Source organism: Pseudomonas sp. 8_5_2, from assembly GCF_059295255.1.
This window is the reverse complement of sequence record NZ_CM181238.1, coordinates 753464-765738: the sequence shown is the minus strand read 5'-3', so window position 1 is coordinate 765738 and position 12275 is coordinate 753464. Positions and strand designations below refer to the sequence as shown.

The following is a 12275-nucleotide window of genomic DNA, read 5'->3' as shown; positions in this document are numbered from 1 at the left end:
TCTACGCGGCTTCAGGCAATCAGGAGAGTGCCGTTTCTCGCCTGAGCAGTTGCTGTTTGCGCTCCACGCCCCAGCGGTAGCCGCTGATGTCGCCGTCCCGGCGTACCACCCGGTGGCAGGGAATGGCCACGGCGATGTGATTGGCCGCGCAGGCCATGGCTACCGCACGCACCGCCTTGGGCGCGCCGATGCGCTCGGCGATGTCGGTGTAGCTGACCCGGCTGCCGGCCGGCACCTCGCGCAGGGCTTGCCACACCCGCTCCTGGAAGGCCGTGCCTTGCACATCCAGCGGCAAGGCCAGGCCCAGTGCCGGGGCTTCGACAAAGCCGACCACTTCGGCTACCAGCTGTTCATAGGCGCTGTCGCCACCGATCAGGTGGGCCTTGGGGAACTGATCCTGCAGGTCGTGCAGCAAGGTCTCGGGGTCATCACCGAGCAGGATCGCGCAAATGCCCTTTTCACTCTGGGCCACCAGAATCGCCCCCAGTGAACACTGGCCGAGCGCAAAGTGGATGGTTGCCCCGGCGCCACCTGCGCGGTACTGGCGGGGGCGCATGCCCAGGCGCTGGTCGGCGCTTTCGTAGAAGCGGCTGTTGGAGTTGTAGCCGGAATCGTAGATGGCATCGGTGACCGAGCGCTGGCCGTCTTCCAGATGAGCGCGCAGGCGCCGGGCGCGGAAGGCGGTGGCGTAGGCCTTGGGGGTAAGGCCGGTTTCGGCCTTGAACAGGCGGTGCAGGTGGAAGGCGCTGACGGCCAGTTGCGCGCTGAGCTGGTCAAGGCTGGGCGCCGGGTAGCTGGTTTCAATCAGGCGGCAGGCCCGGGTGACCAACTGGCTGTGGCGAGTGGCGCTGGCCTTTGGGGTAGCCGAGCAACGCTTGCATGCGCGGTAGCCGGCTGCTTCGGCGGCGGCGGGGGTGTCGTAGAACTCGACGTTGCTGCGCTTGGCCAGGCGTGATTTGCAGCTGGGCTGGCAGTAGATGCCGGTGGTGCGCACGGCATAGACGAATTGGCCGGCGGCGGCCGAATCACGGGATTCCACGGCTTGCCAGCGTTGGTCTGGGGTGATGTAAGGGGGCATGGTAAGTGTCCAGATAGAGGGTTGCCTGTGCCGGCCTCTTCGCGGGTGAACCCGCTCCCACAGGGGCCGCGTGTTCTCGCAAGCTGCAGCTCAGGCGCGCCAGAGGTACCAGGCCGCCACGGTACGATACGGCCGCCAGCCGCCGCCCAGCGAGCGCATCTGTGCCGGCGTCGGTGCCTTGTCCAGGCCCTTGAGCCGCCGATATCCCTCGCGCACGCCAAAATCGTCCACGGGCAGGATGTCCGAACGCTCCAGGCTGTAGATAAGCAGCATCTCCACCGTCCACCGCCCTACCCCGCGCAGCGCCACCAGGCGCTCGATCAAGGCCTCGTCGGTCATGCTCAAGGCCTGCTCCCGCGTGGGCACCAGGCCGTCCAGCCGGGCTTGGGCAATGCCCCGGACCGTCGTCAGCTTGCTCGCCGAAAAACCACAAGCGCGCATCGCCTCCGGGGTAACCGCCAACAACTGCTCCGGCTGCGGGAATGGCTGCTGCGGGAACAGCGCCAGCAACCGCCCGAGTATCGCCTCGGCGGCACGGGCATGCAGTTGCTGGTAGGCAATCGCCCGCACCAGCGCCTCGTAAGGCTCACGCCCTGGCGTCGCCTGGTGCAGGCAGGGGCCGATCGCCGCAATGTGCCGCGACCAGTCCGGGTCGATTGCAGCCAGCTGTTCACTGGCTGCGCGATAGGCTGCGGGGGTTAGGTCGGCCAGGATCATGGCATCTCCATCGGGTCGATTGCAGGTCCAGCTTAGCCCAACCGTTCATCGGGGAAACGCCGGTTCTTGCGCGGCTAATTCCTGGCATACCATTGATCGGCACGGTCGTCCCCGCATAGAATTGAGAACTATTCACAATCACATCCATCACGGGACCGGGCCTTCGCGACGATGCAGATCAACGACACGTTCAAGCCGGCCGAGGTCGCCCTGCTCTATCAGTCCCACCACGCCTGGCTGCGCAGCTGGTTGCGCAGCCGGGTCGGTTGCAATGAACACGCGGCAGACCTGGCCCAGGATACCTTCGTGCGCTTGTTGCGTGCTCGCCAGGTGTCACCGCTGAAAGAGCCGCGGGCCTACCTTGGCAGCATCGCCCGCGGCCTGATGATCGACCAGTACCGCCGCCGCGCGCTGGAGCGGGCCTACCAGGAAAGCCTGGCGCACCTGCCCGAGGCCGAAGTGCCCAGCGAAGAGCACCGCCTGATCATCCTCGATAGCCTTGAACGCCTGGACCGGGCCTTGCACCAGCTGAAGCCGCGTGCCCGCCAGGCATTTCTGCTGGCCCAACTCGATGGCTTGAGCATCGCCCAGGTTGCCCAGCAACTGGCGGTGTCCCGGGCCACTGTCGAGCGCGACCTGGCCAAAGCCCTGGGCGTCTGTTACCGGGTGCGTTATGCCGATGCCTGATGGCGCGCCAGCGCAGGCGCAGGTCGACCAGGCCATCGACTGGCTGGTCAAGCTCCGCTTCGACCGCCCCAGCCCGCGTACCGAGCAGCAGTTCCAGCAGTGGCTGGCCAGTCACCCACACAACCCCTTGGCCTGGCAACGGGTCAGCCAGCTCGGCGAGGAACTGGCGGGGCTGCCCAAGGACCTGAGCCGGCGCACCCTGGACGGCAGCCAGCGCCAACGCATCAGCCGCCGCGACCAACTCAAGCTGCTGATGCTGCTGGCCGTGGGCGGCAGCCTGGGCTGGGCCGCACGCGAGCCGTTGGGCCTGCCGGAATTGCTGGCCGACAGCAGCACTGAAACCGGTGAGCGCCGCCAGCTGCAAGGCAGCGACGGCAGCCTTATCCAGCTCAACACTGCCAGCGCCATCGACCTGCGCTACAGCGCCGAGGAACGCCAGTTGCAGCTGGTGCGCGGCGAGGTGAGCCTGGACAGCAACCGCGACGACAACCGCCCGTTCCGCATCGACACCCGCGTCGGCCCGTTGGCCACCCGCGACGGCCAGTTGTTGCTGCGCGAAAACGATCGCGGCCTGCTGCTGGCCGTGCGCCGTGGCGAGGTCACGCTGTTCCCCGCCTCGGCCGCACCCCGGCAGGTGCTGGCCGGCCAGACCTTGCAAGTGTCGGCCAATGGCAGCGTGCAGCCTGTGCAACTGCACAGCGACCCTTGGGGCTGGACCGACGGTGTACTCAGCGTGCGACAGATGCCGCTGGGCGAATTTGTCGCCGAACTTGCACGGTATCGCCCCGGCCTGCTGCGCTGCGCGCCCGAAGTAGCTGGCCTGAAGGTATCCGGTACCTACCAGTTGGCCGACATCGGCGAGATTCTGCACTTGCTTACCCACAGCCTGCCGGTGCGGGTCGACTACCGCACGCGCTACTGGGTGAGCATCAGCGCCGTCTGAACGCTCAGTCCGCCAAGGCTCGCAAGCGCCCCGCGCGCCGGTACGACTGCCGGGCAAAGCACACGAACAGCCCGGCCATCAGTGCCAGCGCCATAGGCAGACCATGCGGCGCCACGCCCATCGCCGCGCCACTGACCAGGGGCCCGACCAGGCTACCTACGCCCCACAGCAAGCCCACGCTGGCGTTGGCGGTGACCAGGTCCTGACCCTTGAAGCGCTGCCCGATCAGCACCAGCGCCAGGGTATAGATACCCCCCGCCACCGCGCCCAGCACCACCAGCAGCGGCCACAGCAGCCAGGTCAGCCCCAGCAGCCAGGGCAAACCGATCCCGATCGACATCGCCACCAGCCCGCACACCAGGTGCAGCCCGGTGCGCTCCACCCGGTCGGCCAGCCAGCCCAGCGGCAGCTGGAACAGCATGTCGCCGGCAAACACCACGGTCACCATCAATGCGGCCACACCTACCGCAAAGCCATGACTGGTGGCGTAGACGGGTAGCAGCGACAGCACTACGGCATCGAAGAACGAGAAGAACAGCACGGCCACGCACAAGGCCGGTGCCACCCGAAAGAACCCGGCCAGGCCGAAGCTCTTTTCGCCTTCTTCATGTTCGACATGGTCGTTGGGTACTGTAAACACGATGCACAGCAGCGCCAGACCATAGCAGGCGGTAACCACACCGGTGATCCACGGGCTGTGGGCGCCCAGCACTGCCAGCATGGCCGGGCCGAGCACCTGGAAGCCGGTAAAACTGGTGGCATACAGGGCCATGATCTTGCCGCGGTTGTGTTCCGGGCACAGTTCGTTGACCCACGACTCGCCAAGGATGATGGCGATACCCATGCCAAGCCCCAACCCCAGGCGCAGCAGCGCCAGCAGCCACAGCGAGGCGAACGCCGACTCGAGCAGGGCGATGCTCACCGTGCACAGGCTGAAACACAGCAGATAGATGGTACGCCGGGTGAGATGACGGCAGCAGGCGTCGACCAGGAACGCCGACAGCATCATGCCCGCAGCAGGGATGGCCGAGATGATGCCGATTTCCAGGGTACTCGCCCCTGCCTCATGCAGGCGCAGCGACACCAGCGGCAGGCTGGCCCCGAGGCTGAAGCCCACGACCGAAACGGCGAACAACAGGCCCGCCAGCAAACGCATGTTCATGTACCACTCCTTGCAAACCGAAAAGACGTGCAGACACAGGCGCGCACGCCCAGGTAGCGCGCGACGCAACAGCGCAGATCAGTTCAGGCGAGGTGTGGCGAGAAGGTGAAGGCAAACAGCACGCTGCGGCGGCGCTTGAGCACCGTGTCGCTCGGCCACGCACGACGCAGGGCCTGGAGGGCAGGCTGGTGGGCGTATGGGAGGGACCGGGTACGGCGCATTGCTTGGGCTACTACGCAGGTGGTTGGGAAAACAGACGCGGCACTCTAGGCGAAGGTGGTCAGGTCGTCAATCGTCGGCACCTGGGTGCCTGACCTGCTGTCGCGGACACTGTAGGAGCGGCCTTGTGTCGCGATGGGCTGCGCAGCAGCCCCGGGATTTCAGCTTCGCTGCATAGATCGCCGGGGCCGCTGCGCAGCCCATCGCGACACAAGGCCGCTCCTACAAAGAGCAGATGAGCCGGCGCTTCAGCGCTTGCCGGTATTGGGCAGGAACACCGCCAGCAAGCCGAACAATGGCAGGAACGAGCACAGCCCATACACGTATTCGATGCCACGCAGGTCGGCGACATAGCCCAGCAGCGCAGCGCCAATGCCGCCAAAGCCGAACATCAGCCCGAAGAAGATCCCGGCAATCATGCCCACGCTGCCCGGCACCAGCTCTTGTGCATACACCACGATCGCGGAAAACGCCGAAGCCAGGATGAAGCCGATCACCACGCTCAGCACGGTGGTCCAGAACAGGTCGGCATACGGCAGCGCCAGGGTGAACGGCGTCACGCCCAGGATCGAGAACCAGATCACCGCCTTGCGCCCGATGCGATCACCAATCGGCCCGCCGAAGAAGGTACCCGCCGCCACCGCGCCCAGGAACAGGAACAGGTGCAGCTGCGAGCTGGCCACCGACACATCGAACTTCTCGATCAGGTAGAAGGTGAAGTAGCTGGTGAAGCTGGCCATGTAGAAATACTTGGAGAACACCAGCAGGCCCAGCACGATCAACGCCGCTATTACCCGCCCGCGGGAAATGCCATGAGTTGCCTGTACCGCCTTGCGCGCCTTGGCCTGGTTGAGGTGTTCCTTGTACCAGCCACGCAGCATCAGGGTGACGCCGAGGAAGAACAGCGCCGCCAGGCCGAACCAGGCGACATGGGTCTGGCCGAACGGAATCACGATGGCCGCCGCCAGCAGCGGGCCCAGGGCCGAACCGGTGTTGCCGCCGACCTGGAAGGTAGACTGCGCCAGGCCAAAACGCCCACCCGATGCCAGGCGCGCAATACGCGAGGTTTCCGGGTGGAAGGTTGACGAGCCAATCCCCACCAGCGCCGACGCCAGCAAGATCATCGGGAAGCTGCCGACGAAGGCCAGCATCACGATGCCCACCAGCGTGCACAGGGTGCCCAGCGGCAGCAGGTTGGGCGACGGCCTGCGGTCGGTGAAAAAGCCCACCCAGGGCTGCAGCAGCGATGCGGTGATCTGGAACGTCAGGGTGATCAGGCCGATCTGGGCGAAGCTCAGGTCGTAGTTGGCCTTGAGCATCGGGTAGATCGCCGGCAGCACCGCCTGGATCAGGTCGTTGATCAGATGCGCCAGGGCGCAGAAACCGATGATGCGCATCACCAGCGGCGTGGCCGGGCTCGCTGCTGCGCTGGTGGACGCCGTGGTGGCGCTACTGGTGGCCATGTGCCTGAATCTCCGTCCGCAGTTTGGGATCCGATTATCGGGAAACAAATAGATACATAGCTACCTTTTTTATCCCTCTGTCGTGTCTTACTTGAAAATGGTTCTCAATATAATTAGCATCCTTGACTCATACCCCTGTCATCGTTGGGCAAAACGGCCCTTACCGCGAGCAGACCGATCCCATGAGCCCGATGCCCGCCAAACAGTTCCAGCCCGACCCTCAGCAGGAAGCGCTGGAATGGTTTTCGCTGTTGCGCCAGCCTGGTTGCGATGAAGCCCAGCGCCAGGCCTTCGCCGCCTGGTGCCAGGTGCCCCATAACGCCCAAGCCTACGCCGAGCTGGAAACTTTCTGGCAACAGCTGCAACCAGCACCTGCCCGCCCTCGCCCACAGCAGATAAGCGTGCGCCGCAGCCAGGTGAGCAAGTGGTTGGCACTGGCTTTCCTGCTGGGGGTGGGCGCCGCTGCCTATCTGTACTGGCCGCTGATGCAACGCTTGGCCAGCGAGCTGCACACCGCGGTGGGCGAGCGCCGCAGTACGCGCCTGGCCGACGGCACGACACTGAACCTGGACAGCGCCAGCGCAATGAACGTCGACCTGCGCGGCCGCACCCGCCAGCTGCACCTGGTGCAGGGTCAGGTGTACATTGAAGTGATGCTCGATGGGCGGGCCATGGAAGTGGACGTAGGCAACGCGCGCATCCAGGTGTTCGGCACCCGCCTGCAGGTCGCCCGGCATGCAGGGCATGACGAGCTGGTGGTCCTCAGTGGCAAGGCCATGGTCATCCAGGGTGGTGAGCAGCGCATGGTTTCGACCGGCGAGCGGGTAACCTTCGATGACACCCGCATCGACCCGGTGCAAAAAGCCGACCTGCAAACCGCCGACAGCTGGCGCACTGGGCGCCTGGAAGCCACCGACATGCCACTGGGGCAGGTGCTTGAGCGCCTTGCCGGCTATCAGGGGCAAAGGTTATGGATGATGGATGCACAAGTGGCCCATCGGCGCGTGAGCGGCGATTTCAACCTCGACCGGCCTGCCGCAAGCCTGGAATCGCTGGCTGCGGCCCAGCATCTGCAACTGCAGGGCGTGCTCGGGCACTGGCTGGTAGTGCGCTGAAACCGAACCCGGCCGCTAAGTTTTTGAAAGCGTGCAAATTTTTTTTGAAATGAGTGTTGACAGGGGGGCCGTTCAAGAGAATAATGCGCGCCATCGGCTACATAGCTCAGTTGGTTAGAGCATAGCATTCATAATGCTGGGGTCCGGGGTTCAAGTCCCTGTGTAGCCACCAAACAAGACGAAGGGCTTACCGCAAGGTAAGCCCTTTTTCTTTGCCTGCGATAAAGTATTCAGAACAACGTCCCCTGCTGGCCCAACAAGCATTTCGATCAACGCCCGCTCACGGACCACCCACGGCTGCCGCGCCCAGGCCTGCTCGAATGCAATCGCCCGCTCAACGAATGCCCGTCACCGCCACTGCCAGCCCAAGCCCGATCAACGCCATACCGATAACTCGGTCCACCAATACCTGCCGGTCGATCATGGCCGTGCGCAATGCCGTGCTGGAGAAAAACACTGCCACCAGGCTGAACCACAGCCAATGGGCAACGGACATGAATGCGCCATAGGCAAAAGCCAGTGTCAGCGAGCTGCCGGGTTGTACCACCTGAGTGAAGGCACTGATGACGAACAGCATCGTCTTGGGGTTGAGGGCGTTGGTCAGAAAGCCCGTGCGCAAGGCTTGCAGCACGCTGGCCGTGGATGGTCCGCCAGCCTCCAGGCTGATGCGCCGGGTGTTGGTCAGAGATTTGTAGCCGAGATAGACGAGGTAACCCGCCCCCAGCACCCTCATGGTGAGGAACAGCACCGGGTTGTGGCTGATGATCACGGCAATGCCCAGCACTGTGTACAGCACGTGCACCTGCACCCCCAGGGCAATGCCCACGGCTGCGGCCAGCCCGGCCTTGCGGCCCTGTGCATAACTGCTGCGGGTGACCATGGCAAAGTCGGCGCCGGGGCTGATGACGGCGAGGATGGTAAACAGGGCTACGGCGATGAGTTCGGTCATGTTGAAGCTCTCGATAGGCGATGAAAATGCACAGACGAAGTCATTATCGAGAGCTTAAGGTCCGGTAAAAATCGATTTATAGTGGGGCATATCTGATAGTTTTTCTCACAAAGGTGTAGTGCCTGCTCCCGCCTCTTCGCAGCACAAGGCTCCTCCCACATGGCGATACGAAAACCTGTAGGAGCAGCCTCGTGCTGCGAAGAGGCCGGGCCTGCCAAAACAAGCTCATGAAACTGCCGCCCCTCAACACACTCCGCTATTTCGACATCGCCGCCCGGACCGAGAACTTCGTGCGCGCCGCCGAGCAGCTGCATGTCACCCACGGCGCTGTCAGCCGCCAGGTGCGCCTGCTGGAAGAGAGCCTTGGCGTGGAGCTGTTCGAACGGCGCAACCGCGCCCTGTTCCTGACCCCGGCCGGCCGCGCCCTGCAAGGCACCACCCAGGCCATCTTCGAACAGCTCGAAGGGGCCGTGCAGCACCTGCAGCAGCAGGCCCGGGACAACGTGCTGGTACTGTCCTGCGAACCCACCATTGCCATGCGCTGGCTGATCCCGCGACTGCCCCGCTTCCATGCCGCCCACCCCGACCTGCAGTTGCACCTGGTGGCGGCAGGTGGGCCTCTGGACTTCGCCCGCAGCGGTATCGACCTGGCCATACGCCGCGACGACTTCCACTGGGGCAACCAGCTTTACAGCCTGAAAATCTGCGACGAATGGATCGGCCCCGTGGGCCGCCCTCCTGCCCCCCGCCAACTCGAAGGCCAGCGCCTGCTGCACAGCAGCACCCGCCCCGGCGCCTGGGCCAGCTGGCTACGCCTGAGCGGCCAGCAGGCCATGCACACCCAACGCAGTGACTACGAGCACTTCTACCTGTCGATCCAGGCAGCCAGCGCTGGCCTGGGCCTGGCCATGGCCTCAGCGCTGATGGTGCGCGACGAACTCGACAGCGGGCAGTTGCAGGCACCCTTCGGCTTTGTCCGCGACGGCTCGGCCTACCACCTGCTCAGCCCGCATTCCTTGGACGACAACGGTAAACGCCAGCGCTTCGCCGCCTGGGTGCTGGAGGAATGCGCCAGCTGCCTGGCTCATCTGGGCCTGGCGCAGAACGACGAGTCCGCACTGCCATTGCCACCCCAGGTGCGATAGCCGGCGGTATCGAGGTGGATGCGCCCGGAGGGGTAGCGGCCCAGCCCCATGTTCCAGGCCTGGCCATGCTGCTGCCAGAAACGGCACAGCGGGTTGGGGTCGGCCCAGGCCGGCAGCAGGATATCGACGGCGAAGGCGCGGGTGTGGGCGCTGTTGGCCGCCCCGCTGGCGCACACGTTCAGGCGCGGGTCGCGGTAGGCCGATACCACCTCGAACTGACGCAGCAGGCCCTGGGCAGACAAGGTCTGGATCAGCGACAGTGTCGAGCGCACGGCCGGCCAGTTGCTGGCGGGCGGCACGGCGAAGGGGGACGCATGGCACAGCTTCCAGTCCGAGGCCGAGCGCAACAACTGGTGGATAGGTACAACGCCGTAAAGGCGAGCGTCCACCAGCATTTCCCGGAACGGGCGTGTCTGGTGGTCGCCGGCCCACTGGGCAAACATCCACAGGTCGCGTTCGTCGGCGTGGGCGGTTGCGCTCAATGCCAGACTCAATGCCAGCAGCCTCCACTTGGTACGGCTCATATAGGCTCTCCTGGCCAACTTGATCGACGCTGCCATTCAGTTAAGCGGTTTGGGGCTGACAGGCAGAACGACTACTCCAAAGCCCGCAACCGATACTGCGGGGGCAACTGGGCAAAGCCGCTGATGGTGGTATCCAGGCTTTTCCAGCGCCCGTCCTTGATGCCATAGATGCAGCCATGCACCGACAGTTCCTGGCCGCGATGCCAGGCGTTCTGCACAATGCTGGTGTGGGCCACGTTGGCCACCTGCTGGATCACGTTCAGCTCGCACAGGCGGTCGACCCTGGCTTCTTCGCTGTCCAGTTTGGCCAGCTCGCCGCGCTTTTCGTAATACAAGTCGCGGATCGAGCGTAGCCAGCCATCGATCAACCCCAGCTGGCGGTCCTGCATGGCGGCGCGCACGCCACCGCAGCCGTAGTGGCCGGTGACCAGGATATGCCGCACCTTCAGCACCTCCACCGCATACTGGATCACCGACAGGCAGTTGAGGTCAGTGTGCAGCACCACGTTGGCGACGTTGCGGTGAACGAACAGATCGCCCGGCAGCATGCCGACGATTTCATTGGCCGGCACGCGGGCATCGGAGCAGCCGATCCAGAGAAACTCCGGGGTCTGCTGGCGGGCCAGCTTGGCGAAGAAGTCGGGGTCGCGCTGGTTGATCGCGTCGGCCCAGCGGGCGTTGTTGTCGATCAGTTCCTGCAGGTCATGCATGGTCGTTGCCTCATCAGGGTTTGCCTGGGTAACAGCGCCAAGCCCTGCAAGGTCAATCTTCGAGCAGGGTGCAGGCCATTACCAGGGCGTCTTCACGGCCGCCGGCAACCGGATAGTAGTCGCGGCGGCGGCCGATTTCGTTGAAACCGTAGCGTTCATACAAACGGTAGGCGGACTGGTTGCTGGCGCGCACTTCCAAAAAGCATTCGCGGCCATTGAGCTGGTAGGCCCGGGCCATCAGGTGCTCCAGCAGGCGCAGGCCCATGCCGCAGCCCTGGTTTTCCGGCTTGACGGTGATGTTGAGCAAGTGCGCCTCGTCGATGATCACGTTGATCACCCCGTGGCCCACCTGCTGCTCGCCATCGAACATCAGCCAGACCTCGTACGATTTGAGCGCATCCTGAAAGATTCCGCGGGTCCAGGGATGACTGAACGCGGCATATTCGATCTTCAGTACGGCATCCAGATCCGCCTCGGTCATTGGGCGGAAACTGATCGATTCACTCATTCAACGCTCTTCCAGCGCGCCATCAGCTGGCGCATGGCTTTCCAGACGTCCGCCTTGCGCTGCGGCTCGTCCATCAACAGTTCAAGGCCCGGCAACGCCCAGGCATCGCCCAGGCCATCGAGCTTCAGGGTTTGGTAATAGGCTTGGGCGTCGGCATTGGCGGCAAAGCGCAAGGCTGGCAGGCCGACCAGCCACAGCAAGGTGCAGGGGGCATCCTCCAGGCGGGCCTGGACAAAGCCCTGGACGAAATCGCGCGCGGCCTCGGGGCCCTGATCCATATTGCCGCGCACCAGCAGCGGCCAGCGCACCGGCTCGCCGATGATCTGCGGGGCGTCGGGCAGGCCGGCGGCGCGCAGCATGTCCTTGAGCAGCAGGTAGGACGGGTCGCGGCTCTGGAAGGGCTGGCCGGTGGCCAATTCCACCAATAGCAGGCAGCTGCCGGCGCGCAGCAGTTGCAGCGAGAAGCGCGGTGGCGGCACCGGGGCCGGGCGCGGGGCTGCTGGCTGCTCGTCGGCCTCGACGGGCTTGGCGGCAGGCTTGGGCGCGGTGCCCGGGCGCGGGATCTCGATTTTCGGTCGCTCGCCGGAGCGCGCCTGCGGGGTGGCCGGCGCGTCATTGCTGGCCGGCGCGGGCCGCACATCGAAATCAAGGGCATCGACCGGCGCTATCGGCAACAGCAGCTCGGGCCGCGACGGTGCGGCGAACGGCAGTTCGGCGCGCGGCAGCCAGTGCACCACTTGCATGGCGGACAGGAAGGCGCGGCGACGGGGTTCGGTGAGCAAAGGACGGGTATCCGAGGGGCTAAAACAATTGGCCATTCTAACGCTGTTGGCATTCGAGTGCCGCAACTGGTCGGCGGTTTTTTGTGGCTTGTTCCGGCCCTTTCGCGGGTGAACCCGCTCCCACATGGCCTTGTGCAGTACCTGTGGGAGCGGGTTCACCCGCGAAAGGGCCAGTGAATCCCCTACAAGGTTCAAGGTTATCTCTCATTACAGACCAAGGGGTGAAATCCTCCCCCCCGGATGCAGTACAATCGCCCCCTTTTTCTTGGCAAC

General features: G+C 64.7%; 13 protein-coding genes and 1 tRNA gene. 5 read left to right on the top strand and 9 right to left on the bottom strand.

Features of this window, described 5'->3' with window-relative positions; translation table 11 throughout:
- Positions 1 to 19: 19 nt before the first annotated feature.
- Positions 20 to 1078 (bottom strand): bifunctional DNA-binding transcriptional regulator/O6-methylguanine-DNA methyltransferase Ada, encoded by a 1059-nt coding sequence (gene ada, locus AC5O5R_RS03480; RefSeq protein WP_172223594.1) that lies wholly within the window; start codon positions 1076 to 1078, stop codon positions 20 to 22.
- Between the two features lie 90 nt (positions 1079 to 1168).
- Complete coding sequence (locus AC5O5R_RS03475) at positions 1169 to 1795, bottom strand: DNA-3-methyladenine glycosylase family protein (RefSeq protein WP_494514959.1); 627 nt, start codon at positions 1793 to 1795, stop codon at positions 1169 to 1171.
- A gap of 171 nt (positions 1796 to 1966) precedes the next feature.
- Here AC5O5R_RS03475 and AC5O5R_RS03470 point away from each other — a divergent pair, with 171 nt between their 5' ends.
- Both AC5O5R_RS03470 and AC5O5R_RS03465 read left to right on the top strand, forming a co-directional pair.
- A complete protein-coding gene (locus AC5O5R_RS03470; RefSeq protein WP_172223600.1) occupies positions 1967 to 2482 on the top strand; it encodes a sigma-70 family RNA polymerase sigma factor in 516 nt (171 codons plus the stop codon).
- Entirely contained in the window at positions 2469 to 3425 is a 957-nt protein-coding gene (locus AC5O5R_RS03465; protein ID WP_494514958.1) for a FecR domain-containing protein, read from the top strand. The genes AC5O5R_RS03470 and AC5O5R_RS03465 overlap by 14 nt, the downstream gene beginning before the upstream one ends.
- A 4-nt stretch (positions 3426 to 3429) precedes the next feature.
- On the opposite strand, the gene AC5O5R_RS03460 is transcribed toward AC5O5R_RS03465, so the two are convergent.
- On the bottom strand, positions 3430 to 4587 hold the full coding sequence (locus tag AC5O5R_RS03460) for an MFS transporter (protein ID WP_172223607.1): 1158 nt from the start codon (positions 4585 to 4587) through the stop codon (positions 3430 to 3432).
- A gap of 467 nt (positions 4588 to 5054) precedes the next feature.
- Positions 5055 to 6269, bottom strand: coding sequence for an MFS transporter (locus AC5O5R_RS03455; protein ID WP_172285926.1), 1215 nt, complete (start codon positions 6267 to 6269; stop codon positions 5055 to 5057).
- Positions 6270 to 6460: 191 nt separating this feature from the next.
- Between AC5O5R_RS03455 and AC5O5R_RS03450 the strand changes: the two genes are divergently transcribed.
- Both AC5O5R_RS03450 and AC5O5R_RS03445 read left to right on the top strand, forming a co-directional pair.
- Complete coding sequence (locus tag AC5O5R_RS03450) at positions 6461 to 7384, top strand: FecR family protein (RefSeq protein ID WP_494515457.1); 924 nt, start codon at positions 6461 to 6463, stop codon at positions 7382 to 7384.
- A gap of 95 nt (positions 7385 to 7479) precedes the next feature.
- Positions 7480 to 7556, top strand: a tRNA-Met gene (locus tag AC5O5R_RS03445).
- 162 nt (positions 7557 to 7718) lie between these two features.
- Here the strand turns inward: AC5O5R_RS03445 and AC5O5R_RS03440 are convergent.
- Positions 7719 to 8333 carry a LysE family translocator gene (locus tag AC5O5R_RS03440; protein ID WP_172223613.1) on the bottom strand — a complete coding sequence of 205 codons (615 nt, stop codon included), beginning with the start codon at positions 8331 to 8333 and terminating at the stop codon, positions 7719 to 7721.
- 227 nt (positions 8334 to 8560) lie between these two features.
- On the opposite strand from AC5O5R_RS03440, the gene AC5O5R_RS03435 reads away from it, so the two are divergent.
- Positions 8561 to 9478, top strand: coding sequence for a LysR substrate-binding domain-containing protein (locus AC5O5R_RS03435; RefSeq protein WP_172223616.1), 918 nt, complete (start codon positions 8561 to 8563; stop codon positions 9476 to 9478).
- On the opposite strand, the gene AC5O5R_RS03430 is transcribed toward AC5O5R_RS03435, so the two are convergent.
- From AC5O5R_RS03430 to AC5O5R_RS03415, 4 genes are all read right to left on the bottom strand, one after another.
- Complete coding sequence (locus AC5O5R_RS03430; protein ID WP_172223619.1) at positions 9418 to 10002, bottom strand: D-Ala-D-Ala carboxypeptidase family metallohydrolase; 585 nt, start codon at positions 10000 to 10002, stop codon at positions 9418 to 9420. The two genes, AC5O5R_RS03435 and AC5O5R_RS03430, sit on opposite strands and share 61 nt — an antisense overlap.
- A gap of 71 nt (positions 10003 to 10073) precedes the next feature.
- On the bottom strand, positions 10074 to 10712 hold the full coding sequence (gene can / locus AC5O5R_RS03425; RefSeq protein ID WP_172223623.1) for a carbonate dehydratase: 639 nt from the start codon (positions 10710 to 10712) through the stop codon (positions 10074 to 10076).
- Between the two features lie 52 nt (positions 10713 to 10764).
- Positions 10765 to 11220 carry a ribosomal protein S18-alanine N-acetyltransferase gene (gene rimI / locus AC5O5R_RS03420; protein WP_172223626.1) on the bottom strand — a complete coding sequence of 152 codons (456 nt, stop codon included), beginning with the start codon at positions 11218 to 11220 and terminating at the stop codon, positions 10765 to 10767.
- Positions 11217 to 12002, bottom strand: a complete 786-nt coding sequence (locus tag AC5O5R_RS03415) for an energy transducer TonB (protein WP_172223630.1) — start codon at positions 12000 to 12002, stop codon at positions 11217 to 11219. The genes rimI and AC5O5R_RS03415 overlap by 4 nt, the downstream gene beginning before the upstream one ends.
- Positions 12003 to 12275: the final 273 nt, after the last annotated feature.